Origin of the sequence: Ferdinandcohnia salidurans (genome assembly GCF_042680725.1) — a bacterium.
GTDB classification, from domain to species: Bacteria; Bacillota; Bacilli; order Bacillales; family Bacillaceae_L; genus Ferdinandcohnia; species Ferdinandcohnia salidurans.
Genome location: NZ_JBHUEK010000007.1, coordinates 524,618 through 542,417, shown reverse-complemented (window position 1 = coordinate 542,417; position 17,800 = coordinate 524,618). Strand labels below are relative to the sequence as shown.

The following is a 17,800-nucleotide window of genomic DNA, read 5'->3' as shown; positions in this document are numbered from 1 at the left end:
TGGGACAGGCTTTTTTCTATAATTTGCTATTGCATCTTGGGAACTTTTGTTAAAATTAAACAGACTAATCAAGCAAAGGAGTCTACCTTTTTGAAAAAACTGTTCTTTTTTGTCTCTAGTTTAGTAGTCATAATCTTGGTAATTTCAATTTTTAATTATGAAAAATCATTTAAGAACTCTCCACCATCAAAAAACATTGTGGATCCTCCAGTTTCAGAACAGAAACCAGCCCCATTGCAGCCAACACTTGTCACTGACAGTATTGGATATTCATTGCAAAATAATGAATTAAACATTACATATGACAATGGGAAGAACTGGGTTACAGTTCCAGTTGAATTCGATCACCTTTTTAGTGGTGAATATAACGGAAATAAAACAGAACTCATTCTTGACAGTTATATTCTTTCCGATAAAAGAGCAGCATTTCTAACTACTCTAGGTCCCACAAAATTAATTACCTCACTGGATAATGGTGTTACCTGGCAGGAATCAATTGTATATGAAAATGCACCGGGTATTCGTTTTCGAAAGGTGGATTTCCTTAATGACCAATTTGGCTATGTCATATTATCCGGTGACAGAACAATGTCTCAGGAATGGTCGGCTATTTTCATCACAAATGATGGAGGTAACTCCTTCCGAGAAGCAGCTTATCCTGGTACAACAAGACTTCTTTATAATGGAGGTTTTGTCGATGAGAATATTGGCTTTTTATCATACGGAGTCATTAATCCAGAAGAGCCTGACTTTTATGTAACCAAGGATACCGGACACTCATGGAAACAAGCAAGCTTTACTATTCCAGAAAAATATCATAAGGTCTTCGTTACGGCAGAGGTACCTTATAAAGAAGATGAACATCTTTCCGTGCTTCTTAATCAAGGGCCAAATGGAGATTATATGGGTGGAAAAGTAAAAGGAAAATTCATTTCATTTGACCAAGGTTTATCCTGGGAGTTTGAATCGGAGGTAGCCCCAAATGAAGAACCGTAAAAAACTAGTTGGTTGGATCTCGTTTGTAATGGCTATCGGTTTATTTTGTCTCCAAATGGTCTATTTTTACCTCCATGCTAAATTTTTTGTGGAGTATAGTGACAATCGTCTATTTTATGTGTTCAATATTGCAATAGCTATATTATTTGGTCTTTCAATGATCGTACTATTTAACATTAAACGGAAGGGTAAAATGATAAGCATTTCCATGTTACTTTTATTTATTGTGATTAATGCTACATTGCTTTTTAAACATCCAATCCTTCAAATTGTAAGTGTTTCCCCAGATTTTAAGAATATCTTCGTTGTAAAAGAAATAAATGGAGAAGCCAAGTATTATCGGAGCTATTATGGCATTTTCGCACGTCAAAAGGAGGCGCTTCCATATCAACTGAAGGGCGAATATAAAATTGACTGGTTAACAAATGATGTTGCTGTGATGACATATAAGGCTATGGATGATTCACTCCACCAATATATTGGAACTTATGGCGACCGAGGAAGTGGAATTTCTTATTATTATGTAGGATCAGCCTTACATGGTGATTGGAGAGGGAACGATAGTTCGATATCTACACACACAGAAGGAATTACAGTTGAACATGGCGGGAGTAAGGAAACCTTTAACTGGGACCAAATCGTTCAATTTGGCACACTAGCTGTTGTTTTAGTTGATGATTATGAAGCTAAATGGACCATTGCATTAAATGACGATTTTGAAATAGATTCGAGTTCTGGAATAGGTGTGGCTGGAACAATCTCTCTTTTTCAGGCATCGATGGAGGATAATGAAATCCAGATATTAAAAAGATAAGAACGCACTTGGGTGCGCTCTAGTAGAGTTTATCTTCTTTTCTTCTTTGGATCAACAACTGCACTCTTTTTAACAATACGATCTAATTCAATCTGCACATGAATATTTCTTCCATCAATGTCTGTTACATTGATTACTTTTCCTTTTCGACCTTTTATTTTAATTGCATCTTCAACAGCCGGAACATTTTGTACAAGTTGTGTTAATAAGAGATTTTTATTTTCAAAGTAATGAACAACAAACATACATATCACCTCATAAGAAATTGATTTATAAGAGCCCAAATATTCACTTGATAATATATGTGCGAAAACTCTTTTGGTCCATAAAATATAAGAATTTTTAGGGGGAGAGGGGGGGAAGTTTTCAAGCATATGAATGTATTTGTTATGAAAAAACATTGTAGTAGAACATAATAATATTATGTTAACTAATGAATCGATTTGAACGCACAATCATTTTGTGCGTTCTTTTTTTAATCCAATAATCACTTCATTATGAATTAATCTATCTCACAATTAGATTAATCTTATCAAAAATTGATATAAACAATAAAAAGCTTCTATATTTATCATTTTCCACTCTTGGCTTGCACAACCTAAAATAGAAAAACCCTACTAAAAATCCACTTATATATACATATTCAAAGTAGGAAGATTAAGGGTTTTGTTATGATTACTTTTAATTAATATCAAAATTAGATTAATTTTATGAAAAATTAGTATTGATTAGATGGATAAAAACGGTATAAAATAAAAAACAAGAAAAAGACGATTTCAGAACCTGAAATTCAAATTCACAACGAATAAACAAATGGAAAGGGTGATTGGATGCAACAAATTAGACAACCAAATAAACAGGGATTATACGATCCGCAATTTGAACATGATGCTTGCGGGATTGGCTTTATTGCTGATTTGAAAGGAGAAGCCGCACATCAAACGGTAACACAAGGTATATCCATGCTTTGTCGTATGGAACATCGTGGCGCACAAGCTGGTGATTCAAATACAGGAGATGGAGCAGGTATCTTAACTGAAATCCCACATTTGTTTTTCCAAAAGTCTTGTTCAAAACTGAGCATGATGGAACCAGGTAGCTATGGTGTAGCTATGGTATTTTTACCTCAAAATCCTGTCTTAAGAAAGCAATGTCAGGATGCTTTTGAAACGATTGTCGAGGAAGAAGGACAGGAATTACTAGGATGGCGGACGGTTCCTGTAGATGATAAGACCATCGGTGAAAGCGCAAGAAAGAGTCAACCTTTTATTTGTCAACTATTTATAGGTAACAATGTAGGAGACGTCGAGGAATTTGAAAGACTCCTTTATGTAATCCGTAAAAGAACGGAAAAAAAGATACGAGAAGCACAGCTATCTAAGAATGAAACGTTTTATGTAGCCAGTCTTTCAGCAAGAACCATTGTTTATAAAGGAATGTTTACTCCAGGGCAACTTGATCAATATTATCTTGATCTAAAAGACAACGACTTCCAATCATCCTTTGTACTCGTTCATTCTCGCTATAGCACAAATACTTTTCCTAGCTGGGAAAGAGCACATCCAAACCGAATGTTAGTCCATAATGGTGAAATTAACACACTTAATGGCAATGTAAATTGGATGAAGGCAAGAGAAAAAAAGCTGGAATCACTTATTTGGAAAGAAAAATTAGCGGAACTTGTTCCAATCATTGATAAGAATGGAAGCGACTCCGCTGCCTTTGACAACAGTCTAGAATTTCTAACACGTTCCGGAAGATCATTACCACATGCAGCTATGATGATGGTCCCTGAACCCTGGGAGAATAATCCTTCTATGGATGAATCGTTAAAAGCTTTTTACGAGTTTCATAGCCATTTAATGGAGCCATGGGATGGACCAGCAGCCTTTGCATTCACAGATGGATTGCAAATTGGTGCTATGCAAGACAGAAACGGTCTACGTCCTGCGCGATATTATGTAACAGTTGATAATACCATCATTTTTGCTTCAGAAGCAGGTGTAATCGACATTGAACCCGACCAAATTCTTGAAAAGGGAAGATTAAGTCCAGGGAAAATGCTTCTAGTTGATTTAAAGAAACAAAAAATAATTCAAGACGAAGTAGTCAAAAGCGAGATTGCTAATGAGTATCCCTACCAAGAATGGCTAGAGACTAATCGTATTCATATCAATCAATTAAAATCCTTATCTTATAAACAAAAAGAGTTTCCTATCTCAAAGTACCAGCAAGTATTCGGATTTACCTTAGAGGAAATTAAGCAAGTAGTTGGTGCAATGGCAGTCGAATCAAAGGATCCTATCAATTCAATGGGGAATGATATGCCATTAGCCGTTCTTTCAAATCAATCACAGCTCTTATACAACTATTTTAGACAGTTATTTGCACAAGTAACAAACCCTCCAATTGATGCAATTCGGGAGAAATTTGTGACATCAGCATCAACTCTTCTAGGTGCAGAAGGAAATCTACTCAATCCAACTGAGAGTAGCTGTCAACGTATTCGATTGGAAACACCCATTTTGTCAGATAATGAACTTGCAAGACTTCAAGAACATTACAGACTAAAAGAAATTCCAATGTTGTTTAGAGCAGAGGATGTTGAAGGTACACTGGAAACAGCTTTACAAGACCTATTTAGTCAGGTTGATGAGGCGATTCAAAAAGGCCACACCCTTATCCAATTATCTGATAGGCATGTCACTCAAGAATGGGCACCGATTCCAGCACTCCTTGCAGTGAGTGGACTTCATCACCACCTCGTACGACAGGGAACTAGAACAAATGTTAGCCTTATTGTCGAAACAGGTGAAGCACGAGACGTTCATCAACTAGCCATGCTAATTGGTTTTGGAGCAGATGCAATTAATCCTTATCTTGCAATGGCAAGTATTTTGAAACTAGTAAAAAATGGAGATCTACAAGAAGAAATCATTTTTGATAAAGCGATTCATAATTATACAAATGCCATAACAGAAGGTATCGTGAAAATTATGTCAAAAATGGGAATTTCAACGATTCAGAGCTACCGTGGTGCGCAAATATTTGAGGCAGTTGGGATAGCAGAAAGTGTAATCGATCAATATTTTACAGGAACACCTTCAAGTTTAGGTGGGATTACCCTAGATATTATGGCAAAAGAAGTCCTGATGAGACATCAACTCGCCTTTAATGAAGAAGAAATACAATTAAAACCAGGAAATGAGTTCAAATATCGGAAGGATGGAGAACTCCACGCTTTCAACCCAGCAACGACACACGCATTAAAAACGGCTTGCCGAAAAAATGATTATGAACTTTATAAAAAATATGCAGAAAAAGCAAATCAGGAGCAACTTATTTTCATTCGTGACTTGTTTAAATTTAACGTAACGACACCGATTCCAATTGATGAAGTAGAGCCTGTGGAATCAATTGTTCGCCGTTTTAAAACCGGTGCGATGTCCTATGGTTCATTAAGTCAGGAAGCACATGAAACGTTAGCAATTGCAATGAATCGACTTGGAGGAAAAAGCAATAGTGGAGAAGGCGGCGAACATTATGACCGTTTTACCCCTGATTCCAACGGTGATTCCAGACGTAGTGCAATTAAACAAGTAGCTTCTGGAAGATTTGGAGTATCCAGTCATTACTTAGTAAATGCTGATGAAATTCAGATTAAAATGGCACAGGGTGCAAAACCAGGGGAAGGCGGACAACTACCAGGAAATAAGGTGTACCCTTGGATTGCCGAAGTTCGTGGTTCAACGCCGGGAGTCGGCCTAATTTCACCACCACCACACCACGACATTTACTCAATTGAGGATCTTGCACAACTGATTCATGATTTGAAAAATGCAAATCCATCAGCAAGAATTAGCGTGAAACTTGTTTCAAAAGCAGGGGTGGGGACGATTGCAGCCGGTGTTGCAAAAGGTTTAGCCGATGTCATTTTAATCAGTGGTTCAGACGGAGGAACCGGTGCAGCTCCTAGGTCAAGTATTAAGCATGCAGGAATGCCTTGGGAGATTGGACTGGCGGAAACTCACCAAACACTTGTTTTAAATGGGCTTCGTGATCGTGTGGTACTTGAAGCCGACGGAAAAATGATGACAGGACGCGACATCGTAATGGCAACATTATTAGGAGCAGAAGAATACGGGTTTGCAACGTCTGCTTTGGTTGTCCTTGGTTGCGTACTTGTTCGACAGTGTCACTTAGACACATGTCCAGTCGGAATTGCAACACAGGATCCAGAACTTAGGAAGAAATTCCTTGGTAAACCTGAACATGTTGAAGCATTCATGAGATTTATTGCTCAAGATGTACGTGAGATTATGGCTCAACTAGGTTTTAGAACCATTAACGAGATGGTTGGTCGTACTGACTTACTTGTCCCAAGTGATCATGCAACTTCACATTGGAAAGCAAAATATCTAGATTTATCTAAAATAGTTTTTCAACCATTTTCCGGTAAAGGGCCACAATATAACAAGAAGAAACAAGACCATGGACTTGAACATTCTCTTGATTATAAGGAACTACTAAAAGTATGTAAACCAGCACTTGACATGCAGCAACAAGTGGAAGCACAATTTCCGATCCAAAATACAGACCGAGCAGTTGGAACGATAGTTGGCAGTGAAATCTCCAAGCAGTATGGGCGTGAAGGCCTTCCTGAGGATACCATTCGACTCACGTTCAAAGGATCTGCAGGTCAAAGCTTTGGTGCATTTATACCTAAAGGAATGACATTAGCTCTTGAAGGTGATGCGAATGACTATGTTGGAAAGGGATTGTCTGGAGGAAAAATCATAGTTAACCCATTTGAAAACTCAATTTTTGTTCCTGAAGAAAATACGATTATTGGAAATACCGCCTTCTACGGAGCAACTTCAGGTGAAGCCTATATTCGCGGTCTGGCAGGGGAACGTTTCGCTGTTAGAAATAGTGGGATGAAAGCTGTTGTAGAAGGAATTGGCGATCATGGTCTCGAGTATATGACTGGCGGAGTTGTCGCAGTTCTTGGCTCGATTGGGAAAAACTTTGCAGCTGGAATGTCCGGTGGTATGGCTTATGTTTTCGCAGACGACTTTGATCATTTCCGAAAGCAGTGCAATGTTACGCTAGTGGATTTAGAATCAATTGGAGAAGAGGATGAGCACAAGCTTCGACAACTTCTAGAGAACCATTATACATTCACAGGAAGTACAAAAGCATCCATTATTCTGAAACATTGGGATGATCATCTAGAAAATTGGGTAAAAATCATTCCAAAAGAATACAAAAAAGCATTACAGCAAAAAGAACTACCGAATGAAACATTAATAAAATAACACTTTTCCATTGGCTTAAGTGATTATTATACTATTCTATCTTTCTATCACACCAGATTTCAAAGGAGGAATTGAAATGTCACCCATACATTCATATTCAAGAGAACAACTTATTCAAATCGTGAAAGAGGAAAATGTTCGGTTTATTCGATTACAATTTACTGATTTATTTGGTCAGATTAAAAATGTTGAAATACCTGTTAGTCAGATTGAAAAAGCATTAGATAATAAAATGATGTTTGATGGCTCTTCTATCGAAGGCTTTGTTCGAATCGAAGAGTCTGATATGTATTTATACCCAGACTTGAATACATTTGTTATTTTCCCATGGACAGCAGAAAAAGGAAAAGTAGCCCGTTTCATTTGTGACATTTATCATCCAGATGGAACTCCATTTGAAGGAGATCCTCGTAGTAACTTAAAAAGAATGCTACATGAAATGAGGGAACTTGGCTTCACAGAGTTCAATGTTGGTCCTGAACCTGAGTTTTTCTTATTTAAATTGGATGAACACGGCGATCCAACTCTCGAATTAAATGATCAAGGTGGCTATTTTGACTTAGCACCTACTGATTTAGGAGAAAATTGCCGTCGGGACATAGTCCTTGAACTAGAAGAAATGGGATTTGAAATTGAGGCTTCTCATCATGAAGTAGCACCCGGCCAACACGAAATTGATTTTAAATACCAGGATGCTTTAAAAGCGTGTGATGACATCCAAACATTCAAGTTAGTCGTTAAAACCATTGCTCGAAAGCACGGTCTCCATGCAACTTTTATGGCAAAACCTTTGTTTGGGGTTAACGGTTCAGGAATGCATAGTAATCTATCATTATTCAGCAATGGAGAAAATGCTTTTTATGATCAAAATGGAGATTTGGAACTAAGTGAAACAGCTAGACAATTTATTGCAGGAATTATGAAGCATGCAATTAGCTTTACTGCGGTTACAAATCCTACAGTAAATTCCTACAAGCGCTTAGTACCTGGCTATGAAGCCCCATGTTATGTTGCTTGGTCCGCTAGAAATCGAAGTCCACTAATACGGATTCCAGCGTCCCGTGGTTTAAGTACTCGCGTTGAAGTTCGTAGTGTTGATCCATCCGCAAACCCTTATATGGCAATGGCTGTACTTCTAGCTGCAGGTTTAGATGGGATTAAGAATAAATTAACTCCACCAGCACCTGTTGACTCAAATATTTATGTGATGTCAAAAGGGGAAAGGATTGAAAATGGAATTGTAGATTTACCAGCAACCTTATCAGAAGCATTGGAACATCTAAAACAAGATGAGGTCATAAAAAATGCATTAGGGATCCACCTACTAGAGCACTTTATTGAAGCCAAAGAAATAGAATGGGATCAATTTAGAGTATCTGTTCACCCTTGGGAAAGGGAACAATATATGAAGAATTATTAAAATAAAAGGAACGCACTTTATATGCGTTCCTTTCAGAGTGTAGACAAAAGGCATTTGGGAATCCTCTTATTCCCAAATGCCTTTTATTTTTTTCTATTTTCATAAGAATGGCCATCATTTTTGATTATATACGGTCCAACTTGCTTATATTTTATACAAGTACTGGACCTTTCCAAGTCCAAGTTGCTAGTTTCTTTAAATTCATTGCAGCAAAAGTTAGCATCGCCTGCATGGACATTTTTTTAATTCCCCTAAGGGTTGTCCATCGCATACCATGCTTTTCTTTTGCATCAGCAAAGACGCGTTCTATAGATTCTTTACGACGAGCATATATTTCTTTTACCTCTTCAGTGTGTCGAAGGTGGTCAGCTTCTTCCACATAACCTTCCCAGATGTGTCGCTGTATTAACTTCTGGTGATTTTTACTTTGAGTACACTGTTCTAGTAAAGGACAATTTATGCACTTTAAAGGATCGGACTTATACTGTCGGTATCCTTCCTTCGTTGTAGTAGTGTAAGCTAATGTCTGTCCTTGCGGACAGATATAGCAATCAAAGTGCTCATCATAAACATACTCATGTTTACGCATGAATCCTTCCTTTGTTTTGGGACGTGTATAAGGAAGAGCAGGGGTAATACCATTCTCTATAAGGAAATTACAAATTGCAGGTGTTTTATACGCAGCGTCGGCAGCAACAGCAAAGGGTTTTATCACTTTATCCATAATCGATTCGACCAACGGTTGAAGCATATGACTATCATGAACATTCCCTGGTGTTACAATCGACCCTAATACAAAACCATTTCGGTCTGCAGCTGCATGAAATGAATAGGCAAATTGTTTTGTTCGTTCATCTTTTACGTAATATCCACTTTCAGGATCGGTTGTACTTTCCTTAATCTCCTTAGTTTCTTCTTTTTCAAATTTTTCAGGAGAGAATGGTTTCTTACCATTGTCTATACGATCCTGATTTAACTCTTCTTGTAGCTTCGCTTCATAAGCGCGAGTTTCCTTTCGTACGACTTTCTTTTCAAATTTACGTTTATTGGCACTCGCTTTTACATGTGTTGAATCAATAAATACATGATCAGCGCTTAATAAGTCCTTATCGGTAATCTCTTTTAAAATACGGTAGAAAATTTGTTCAAATAAATCAGTATCCTTAAAACGACGTTCATAATTTTTACCGAAGGTAGAAAAGTGGGGAACATTCGTGTGAAATCCAAAACCCAAAAACCAACGGTAAGCTACATTCGTTTCAATTTCCTTGATTGTTTGCCTCATTGAACGTATGCCAAATACATACTGAATAAAAGTCATTTTAATCAGCACAACTGGATCGATACTTGGACGACCTAAAGTTGAATAAAGGTTTTCAACCAATGGGTATATGAAGGAGAAATCAATAGCTGCTTCAAGCTTTCTCACAAGGTGCTCTTGCGGTACGATTTGATCTAGTGTAATCATTTCCAATTGTTCCCTATCTGAGTTATTATTTCTCGACATCATGTTCCCATCACCCCTAATTTTCTCTATAAATATTGTAAATTAAAAAAGACTGTAGGCAAACTCGAAATTTTTCGAGTTTGTCTACAGTCTGAAAGGAACGCACTTTATATGCGTTCCTTTTTCTTGAATTCAAAAATGAGGGATATCTATTTAGAGGTCATTCCACCAGATACGACAAATTTCATTGCATCCTCTGGTTTGACATCAATAATTTCGATTTCATCCTTCGGTATTAGGAAGGTGAAGCCAGCGATTTGGAATGTTTGTTGAATATAGACAGCTACATAATCCTTTAATGGATCATAAAAACTTTCGACATCTTCAGTCGTAATAAAACCAATTGCTTTTACATCCGTACCCGGTATCGTTACAAGTGCGACTTTTGAGAATGATTTCTTTTCTCCTAGAAACGAGTTAAATGTGTCTTTTATAACAGAGTAGAGCGTTTTGATTAACGGAATCCTTTCTAACAGTCTGTCAACCAACCGAAAGATAGCCCCGGCAAATACTCTCGTTGATAACCATCCCAAGATTGTGATGACTACAAACGTGAGTAAAAGCCCAATTCCAGGAATATAATCTTCTCTTAAATAAGGTTTCAGGAAATTTCCCAATATCCCATCTAAAAACAAAAACACTTTAAAAATAACGTACACAACTAAAATAATCGGAACAATTGTCAAAATACCATTAATGAAGTTTCGTAAAATGCTTTTCATATCTTTTTCTCCTCGTATACCTTTTCGCACATAATTAGTACTGCTTAAAGATTTTACACCATGGCCAAATAAGAATACAAATGAAAATGGTTCTATTTCTTCATAAATAGGTAGAATAATAAAAAAGGGGCAAAGCTTGAGAAGTTAGCTTGCCCTTTTTTCAACTACTTTTATTTGATTTGGTTCAGGTAATAAGAGATTCATAACCGCTGCAATTAGAACAATAAAGATTGAAAAATATAGAGATAAGTTGTAATTCCCATAATTACTAAATAAAAGACCAGGAATATAAGCACCCAGTGCTGAGCCAATTTGGTGACTGAGAGACAGACACCCAACAATAAAACCAATTGAATAATCTGTAAAATATTGGGTTACCAATAATGAAGTTGGTGCAACTGTAGCAAAATCAACGAATCCAAAAATGGCTGCAAATAGTAATAGCAACACAGTATTATGTGAGTAGACTAGAATCCCAATTGATAATGCTCGCGTAAAATAAATGAACACTAATAATTTACGGCTACTCCAATAATCAATGATAACACCAGAAAGAAGGATTCCAACTATATTACAAGCTGCTAAAATACTTACTGCTGTACCCGTCACAGTTGGTGAAAAGCCATGGTGATGGGATAAAGGTATTAAATGTGTATCCATTAAACCTGTTGTCGTAAACCCACAGATAGCAAATGGGAGCATTATGAACCAAAATTGACGCATTTTAAAAAGCATCTTAAGTGAAACAGATTTCTTTGAGGAGTCTGTCTTTGTTTCCTCTTCCTCGATAACTTTTCCGCCTAAAGGCTCCATTGCTTTTTCATTCGGGTGATTCCGTAAAAAGAGTAGAACAATAGGGAACACGATTATAATCAACAATGCCCCTAATATGAAAATGGTTGTTCTCCAGTCAAACCAATGAATCAACATTAATGATCCAGGAACAAGAAGCATTTGTCCAAAACCAAAGCCTGCTTCCATAATTCCTAGCGCAAGCCCACGCTTTTTAGTAAACCAATTCGTAATAAGAACGGTACCGGCCACATTCGAAGCACCACCAACTCCAACTGATACAAGGGAGTAGAGGACAAATAATTGCCATGGCTGTGTAACAAAAGTGATAAAAAAGAAACTAACCCCGACAAGTAGGGTACTAATTGATAAAATAAGGCGTGCACCATACCTATCTATCAATCTACCAATAAAAGGCTGCGATAATCCATAAATAACAAAACTTAGTGTGGAAATAAGTGAAGTTGTTGCCCGGTCCATATGTAAATCCTTTTCCCAAGGTTCCACGAATGCCCCGAATGCAAGCCTTCCACCTTGGACAGCTAAGAATGCGAGGAATGTGACAAATACAATCATCCACGCATAATGAAAGTTTTTCTTCATTATAATCTCCTTCTAAGGTAGTAGAAATTAGATAGAACAAATAATAAAAGCCAAATGAATATTTCATTGGCCTTGATTAGTGGTCAATATATTAGAATAATAGTATCAAACTTTTATCAGATATTTCAATTATTTTTTAATTGTCTTATAGATAATCATGTCAATTGCCCTTCCTTTCATAGAATCAGAACATATTTTATGAATATAGTTCATTACAATAAAAGGAGGGAGTGTTCATGAGCAGGAGAAGAGGGATTGGTTTTTGTATGCCTGGATATAGGTGGTGTGGTCCCGGTTGTGGCGGTTCGGGTCCACCGACAAATCAGGTTGATTCATGTTGTATGAGACATGACCTTTGTTATCAAGTATATGGCCCGTCACGGGAATGTGACTTAGCTTTTATGGAGTGCTTACGACAACAGCGAAATCGATATACAAAAGAGGGCAGGGATGCAGCATTTTTTTATAATGTCATGAGACTTCGTACTCTATTTAGATTATAAAAAAAGGGCCAATCGATTCTTTCATATAGTAGACGATTGGCACTTTTTTATTTTATTTAAGCTGTTCCTAATGTAACACCTATTTTTTTCAAATATTGACGATACGCAATGCTCATACGGTCTGACTTTAAAGAAAGCTCTACTTGTAAATCCAAAGGAAGATCTTCAGGCTTTTGATTTTCAACAATCGGCTTGTCCTGTGCAAAAATCATATCTTGGAATTTAACGGTTTCTTCATCAGTTGATCCAGTATCATAGTTAAATGATATGATTCCATGTGCAATTGATTTTTCTTCCGTAACAGGTTGAATCATCAGGACAATTGTCATTTTATTATCGCTTTCAGGGTCTCGTTTTGTAAATTGGACAACAAGAGGATTGAATATTTCGTACGTATAATACACATCTTTAGCAACCCCCGTTCCGTCTGGATCTGGTTGGAAGATGGCAATCTCGTCAGAATAGATGCGATCTTCAGCTTCGTGGACATTATAATCACCGATAATAGGTTTTTCTTGAACACCTAGAAAGCCCTCGTGAACGAATGCAAGGTGACCAACATCAAGAAAGTTTTCTACAACCCTTGGTGGCTTCGCATTTATTTCTGTTTGTCCCCAAATGACATTATGATAACTATCATCAAGGAATGGACGATACGCAAACATTTTAGGATTATTATTATTTAAATTCACCCAAACATATCCATATTCTTCTCTGCATGAATACTTAATCGCCTTTGCTTTTAATGGAATCTTTCTTCCTTCAGGTAACTGTGGAATCTTTGTACAATCTCCTTCAGAGTTATATTCCCAGCCATGGTATGGACAAACAAGCTGTCCGTCTTTTACACATCCTAGTGAAAGAGCAGCACCGCGGTGGATACAAAGGTCTTTAAACGCATGGATTCCTTCTTCAGTTCTAAATAATACGATTCTTTCACCTAATACAATCACTTGTTGTGGTTCTTCTTTAATATTTTCTGCTCTTGCTGCAACAACCCACTGATTTCTTAATACTTGGTCCTCAACTAGCATGACCAATCCTCCTTATTTCTTGTATTCCCTCATTACATTTTATATAGGAGTGGTTATGAAGTCAACAAAAACCGAACATTAACAAAACGTTTATGAAAAATATTCGTATTTTATATTTACATTTTTAGAAACCTTCTTTATAATTCAAATATGTTATGCAACATGTTAATAGTGTTAATGATTTATTTCATGGTTTAACAATATTAACTAGAGTTATGCTCTTATACTTATTTCAATATTGGAGGAAGAAAAGTGGAACAGACGAAGCAAAATCCAAACTTAACCATTGGAGTTAATGACAAGATTAGTGTAAGTAAATCTCTACTATTAGGTTTTCAACACGTACTTGCAATGGATCTCTATATTGCACCAATTATTATTGCTGGCTTACTCGCATTGAACACAATGGATACAACTTACTTTATTCAGATGTGTTTTCTTGCAGCTGGTATTGCTACGCTCATTCAAACAATCGGTGGTTTAAAATTACCTGTTGTCCAAGGTCCTTCTTATGTACCAATAGGTGCCCTTGCTGCAATAGGTGGTAAGCTTGGGTTGGGAGCAGTATTTGGAAGCTTAATTCCAGGTGCTATTTTAATTGCGATTTTAGGCTATCCTTTAAAAGTGTTTGCAAAAACTGTTAGAAAAATTATCCCTCCATTAGTCGGTGGGACCGTAATTGTCATTGTTGGGATCTCATTAATGCCAAGTGCGTTCAACAGCATATACACTTCACCAGGAAATATCGGACATAATGTTATTGTTGCTGCTGTTTCGGCAGGGGTTTTATTGGTTTTTATGTTACTCGGTCGTAAAAAGACCGGATATGGTACATTTTTCCGTTTAGTTTCTGTTATTTTAGCCATTGTAATTGGAACAATCACAGCATCATTCTTTGGTAATGTTGATTTTTCAGTTGTTAAAGAAGCAAAGTGGATCTCATTACCAAGCTTCTTTCCATTTGGACAACCAGTTTTTGATCTTCAAGCCATTTTAACCATGGTATTTATTTATATGATTATTCTAATTGAGACGACAGGTACATGGTTTGTTGTTTCAACCGTTACGGGTGAAGAGTTAGATGACCAACGATTGAATCGTGGATCTGTAGGCGAGGGGATTGGCTGTTTTGTAGGTTCTTTAGTTGGTGGAACACCAGTGACGGGTTATTCTTCGAATGCTGGTATTCTTGCAATTACTGGTGTTGCAAGTCGTATGGCAATTATTGCAGCAGGGATTATTTTAATTGTTTTAGGCTTAATTCCAAAGCTTTCTGCAATCATTACTTGTATTCCTCAACCAGTAATCCAAGGTATCTTTGGAGTTGTCTGTGTGGCAATTGTCATGAACGGTCTTAAAGTTATTCAACACGTTACAATTGATGACCGCAATATGATTGTAATTGGCGTTCCAATTCTTTTAACGGTTGGTACAATTGTGCTACCAAAAGATATTCTTTACAGTGTACCTGATTTTGCAAACTACATTCTATCTTCTGGTACAGCTGTTGGAGCAATTGCAGTATTAATACTCAATTTGATCATTCCAGAAGAGAAGAAAGTGTCTAAAACAGAATCATTGACCTAAAAAAAAGGCCATCTAGATTACTATACTAGATGGCCTTTTATATGGTGTACTTCTTGATCCTAATTTTTTCTTACGCAGTTACTGCTTCAGTTGGTTCTTCTAATTCACTTGCTGGTCCAAAGAATTCGAAGTGAATGTTTTCAGATGCAACTCCCCATTCTTTGAGTGAACGATACATCATTTTCATGAATGGAACAGGACCGCAGAAATAGAAGTCTGCTTTCTTTGTATCTACAGTTGCTTTTAACCACTCAAGGTCAATGAAGCCTTCCTTATCGAAATTCATATCCTGACGATCTTGTTCAGTAGGAGCAGAGTAAGCAACAAAGTTCTTTACATGATCATGTTTTGCCGCAAGGCTTGCAACCTCATCCTTTAATGCATGAACTTCACTGTTAAGAGCACCATGGATGAACATAACTTCACGTTCAGGTTGTTGTTCTACAATCGTATTTAACATGCTGACCATTGGCGTTAATCCAACACCACCACTAATTAGAATAGCCGGAGTTTCTTTTGATTCAAGGACAAAGTCACCAGCTGGTGCACTTACAGTAATCACATCGCCCTCATTCATTTCTTGATGTAAGAAATTTGAAACAACACCATGTTCTTCACGTTTTACAGAGATACGGTAATAATCTTTTCCAGGTGCATCTGACAGACTATAATGGCGAATATGAGTATATTCATCACCTTCAGGCTGAACTTTAACAGTTAAGTATTGACCAGCTTGATAAAAGGCAATTTCTTTTCCATCTTCAGGCTTTAAGTAGAAAGAGGTAATCACTTCACTTTCTTTTACCTTACGATCAACAACAAAGTTTCTGAAACCTTCCCAGCCACCAGGTTGTTCCTTCGCTTCATTATACATTTCTTTTTCTACACCGATGAATGCGTCCGCAATTACACCATAAGCTTCAGCCCAAGCATTGATGATTTCATCCGTTGCCGCATCGCCTAATACTTCTTTAATTGCGCCAAGAAGATTTTCACCAACGATTGGGTAATGCTCTGGTTGAATTCCTAATGCACGGTGTTTTTGACCAATTTGTTTTACAACTGGAATAATCGCCGCTAGATTATCAATATTTGCAGCTGCTGCGTAAACTGCGTTTGCTAATGCAGTTTGTTGACGGCCTTGTCTTTGATTTGCATGGTTGAAAATATTTAATAATTCAGGGTTATTAGTGAACATACGCTTGTAAAAATGAGTAGTAATATCTTTTCCATATTTTTCTAGTACTGGAACTGTGCTTTTCACGATTTCAATTGTTTTTTGGCTAAGCATGATATAACGTCCTTTCCTAAACCAATATTTTAAATACATGTTTATAATATAATGACAGTGATAATAAAAGATACCCTTATAATACATCTTTTGAAAAGTTGTCACATTTACAGTAGAAATAGGACTTTCATGCTATACTTATAATGAACTCACCAATATAAGGGGTTTTTTATAATGAAGTTAACAAATTATACGGATTATTCACTTCGTGTTTTAATGTATCTGGCAATGAAAAAAGACGAAGAATTAACCACAATACAGGAAATTGCGGAAGCTTATAATATATCAAAAAATCATTTAATGAAGATCATTCATCATCTAGGAAAACTGGAATATATCAAAACAATTAGAGGGCGTAATGGAGGCTTTAAGCTTGCTAAGCATCCAAAGGAGATTAATATCGGGGAAGTCGTATCGAATACAGAAGACGACTTTAACATCGTTGAATGCTTTAAAGAGGGTGGAGGCTATTGCGCCATTTCACCATCTTGTAAACTAAAACGAGCCCTACACGAAGCATTACAGGCTTTCATAAATGTGCTATATGGATATACATTAGATGACCTTGTTACGAATAAGAATGATTTACTTGATTTGTTTCGCTTACAAAACCAAGAAGACGGAAATTAAAAAGGTGTCTTAACCACTTCGAACGATAAAACCTAAGTATTACTCTAATAGGAACCAATACTAGTCGTTTAACATACATTTAAGTAGACGAAGTAATTAGTAAAATAATGGTTTCAAAGGAGTAGAAGTGAGATGATAAGACATACGTCTGGTTATTACTGCCCTTATTGTCATGGATACTTAGAACCACGGAATATGTATGATGAGTATTATTTCCAACAATACGTACCACAGTATCCAGCACCTTACTATGGGTGGGATTGGAATCGAAATCCTGAAACTATCTTAGGTAAGGCCACTTGGACATGGGGAGGTACGCCAACAAAATGTGAAATTGGTTGGTCCTATGATAACAACATGACTGTTGCCGTAGGAGAAAATAGCCCCTTTAAATGTGGCCAACGTTTACGAATCCGAAATGTTTCGTTTGTCCCGAATCAAGATATCATCGTAACAGTTGTTGATGAAGTGAAGAAGTTCCCAGCGAATCGAATCAATCTTCACCGTAAAGCGTTTGAAGCACTGGGTGCAGCGCCTAGTGTCGGTGTGCTAAATGTAGAAATTACACCTATTGATTAAATGA

At 36.9% G+C, this 17,800-nt stretch carries 14 protein-coding genes; 8 read left to right on the top strand and 6 right to left on the bottom strand.

Annotated features, from left to right (window positions below; translation table 11 throughout):
- Window positions 1-90 precede the first annotated feature (90 nt).
- Both ACFSFW_RS05575 and ACFSFW_RS05570 read left to right on the top strand, forming a co-directional pair.
- Complete coding sequence (locus ACFSFW_RS05575; protein WP_388035887.1) at window positions 91-996, top strand: WD40/YVTN/BNR-like repeat-containing protein; 906 nt, start codon at window positions 91-93, stop codon at window positions 994-996.
- Window positions 983-1,810, top strand: a complete 828-nt coding sequence (locus ACFSFW_RS05570; RefSeq protein ID WP_388035884.1) for a hypothetical protein — start codon at window positions 983-985, stop codon at window positions 1,808-1,810. Before ACFSFW_RS05575 ends, ACFSFW_RS05570 begins: the two co-directional genes overlap by 14 nt.
- 29 nt (window positions 1,811-1,839) lie before the next feature.
- Here ACFSFW_RS05570 and ACFSFW_RS05565 read toward each other — a convergent pair whose 3' ends face one another.
- Window positions 1,840-2,055: a hypothetical protein gene (locus ACFSFW_RS05565; RefSeq protein ID WP_388035881.1), complete on the bottom strand. Its 216-nt coding sequence runs from the start codon at window positions 2,053-2,055 to the stop codon at window positions 1,840-1,842.
- Window positions 2,056-2,640: 585 nt separating this feature from the next.
- Here ACFSFW_RS05565 and gltB point away from each other — a divergent pair.
- Window positions 2,641-7,128 carry a glutamate synthase large subunit gene (gene gltB / locus ACFSFW_RS05560; protein ID WP_388035877.1) on the top strand — a complete coding sequence of 1,496 codons (4,488 nt, stop codon included), beginning with the start codon at window positions 2,641-2,643 and terminating at the stop codon, window positions 7,126-7,128.
- A gap of 85 nt (window positions 7,129-7,213) precedes the next feature.
- A complete protein-coding gene (gene glnA / locus ACFSFW_RS05555) occupies window positions 7,214-8,548 on the top strand; it encodes a type I glutamate--ammonia ligase (protein WP_388036039.1) in 1,335 nt (444 codons plus the stop codon).
- 151 nt (window positions 8,549-8,699) lie between these two features.
- Here glnA and ACFSFW_RS05550 read toward each other — a convergent pair whose 3' ends face one another.
- From ACFSFW_RS05550 to ACFSFW_RS05540, 3 genes are all read right to left on the bottom strand, one after another.
- Window positions 8,700-10,058, bottom strand: coding sequence for an IS1182 family transposase (locus tag ACFSFW_RS05550; protein ID WP_304219798.1), 1,359 nt, complete (start codon window positions 10,056-10,058; stop codon window positions 8,700-8,702).
- 146 nt (window positions 10,059-10,204) lie between these two features.
- A complete protein-coding gene (locus ACFSFW_RS05545; RefSeq protein WP_099363322.1) occupies window positions 10,205-10,777 on the bottom strand; it encodes a DUF502 domain-containing protein in 573 nt (190 codons plus the stop codon).
- Window positions 10,778-10,921: 144 nt separating this feature from the next.
- Window positions 10,922-12,172: an MFS transporter gene (locus ACFSFW_RS05540; protein ID WP_388035873.1), complete on the bottom strand. Its 1,251-nt coding sequence runs from the start codon at window positions 12,170-12,172 to the stop codon at window positions 10,922-10,924.
- A 236-nt stretch (window positions 12,173-12,408) separates the two neighbouring features.
- Here ACFSFW_RS05540 and ACFSFW_RS05535 point away from each other — a divergent pair, with 236 nt between their 5' ends.
- Window positions 12,409-12,675 carry a phospholipase A2 family protein gene (locus tag ACFSFW_RS05535; RefSeq protein ID WP_388035870.1) on the top strand — a complete coding sequence of 89 codons (267 nt, stop codon included), beginning with the start codon at window positions 12,409-12,411 and terminating at the stop codon, window positions 12,673-12,675.
- Between the two features lie 56 nt (window positions 12,676-12,731).
- On the opposite strand, the gene ACFSFW_RS05530 is transcribed toward ACFSFW_RS05535, so the two are convergent.
- Window positions 12,732-13,709: a Rieske 2Fe-2S domain-containing protein gene (locus ACFSFW_RS05530; protein ID WP_388035867.1), complete on the bottom strand. Its 978-nt coding sequence runs from the start codon at window positions 13,707-13,709 to the stop codon at window positions 12,732-12,734.
- Window positions 13,710-13,961: 252 nt separating this feature from the next.
- On the opposite strand from ACFSFW_RS05530, the gene ACFSFW_RS05525 reads away from it, so the two are divergent.
- On the top strand, window positions 13,962-15,296 hold the full coding sequence (locus tag ACFSFW_RS05525) for a uracil-xanthine permease family protein (RefSeq protein ID WP_388035865.1): 1,335 nt from the start codon (window positions 13,962-13,964) through the stop codon (window positions 15,294-15,296).
- 70 nt (window positions 15,297-15,366) lie between these two features.
- Here the strand turns inward: ACFSFW_RS05525 and hmpA are convergent, their stop codons facing one another.
- The gene (gene hmpA, locus ACFSFW_RS05520) at window positions 15,367-16,587 is read right to left on the bottom strand and encodes an NO-inducible flavohemoprotein (protein ID WP_388035863.1); all 1,221 of its coding nucleotides are present in this window, start codon (window positions 16,585-16,587) and stop codon (window positions 15,367-15,369) included.
- A gap of 174 nt (window positions 16,588-16,761) precedes the next feature.
- Between hmpA and ACFSFW_RS05515 the strand changes: the two genes are divergently transcribed.
- Window positions 16,762-17,217 carry an RrF2 family transcriptional regulator gene (locus tag ACFSFW_RS05515; RefSeq protein ID WP_304214090.1) on the top strand — a complete coding sequence of 152 codons (456 nt, stop codon included), beginning with the start codon at window positions 16,762-16,764 and terminating at the stop codon, window positions 17,215-17,217.
- Window positions 17,218-17,349: 132 nt separating this feature from the next.
- Complete coding sequence (locus ACFSFW_RS05510) at window positions 17,350-17,796, top strand: RlpA-like double-psi beta-barrel domain-containing protein (protein ID WP_099363315.1); 447 nt, start codon at window positions 17,350-17,352, stop codon at window positions 17,794-17,796.
- The last annotated feature ends 4 nt before the right edge of the window (window positions 17,797-17,800 follow it).

Bases quoted from the DNA above. Each gene is read 5' to 3' on its own strand.
- hmpA (WP_388035863.1), bottom strand. From the start codon at position 16,587: ATGCTTAGCCAAAAAACAATTGAAATCGTGAAAAGCACAGTTCCAGTA.
- ACFSFW_RS05545 (WP_099363322.1), bottom strand. From the start codon at position 10,777: ATGAAAAGCATTTTACGAAACTTCATTAATGGTATTTTGACAATTGTT.
- ACFSFW_RS05515 (WP_304214090.1), top strand. From the start codon at position 16,762: ATGAAGTTAACAAATTATACGGATTATTCACTTCGTGTTTTAATGTAT.
- ACFSFW_RS05510 (WP_099363315.1), top strand. From the start codon at position 17,350: ATGATAAGACATACGTCTGGTTATTACTGCCCTTATTGTCATGGATAC.
- ACFSFW_RS05550 (WP_304219798.1), bottom strand. From the start codon at position 10,058: ATGATGTCGAGAAATAATAACTCAGATAGGGAACAATTGGAAATGATT.
- ACFSFW_RS05530 (WP_388035867.1), bottom strand. From the start codon at position 13,709: ATGCTAGTTGAGGACCAAGTATTAAGAAATCAGTGGGTTGTTGCAGCA.
- ACFSFW_RS05570 (WP_388035884.1), top strand. From the start codon at position 983: ATGAAGAACCGTAAAAAACTAGTTGGTTGGATCTCGTTTGTAATGGCT.
- gltB (WP_388035877.1), top strand. From the start codon at position 2,641: ATGCAACAAATTAGACAACCAAATAAACAGGGATTATACGATCCGCAA.
- ACFSFW_RS05565 (WP_388035881.1), bottom strand. From the start codon at position 2,055: ATGTTTGTTGTTCATTACTTTGAAAATAAAAATCTCTTATTAACACAA.
- ACFSFW_RS05540 (WP_388035873.1), bottom strand. From the start codon at position 12,172: ATGAAGAAAAACTTTCATTATGCGTGGATGATTGTATTTGTCACATTC.
- ACFSFW_RS05535 (WP_388035870.1), top strand. From the start codon at position 12,409: ATGAGCAGGAGAAGAGGGATTGGTTTTTGTATGCCTGGATATAGGTGG.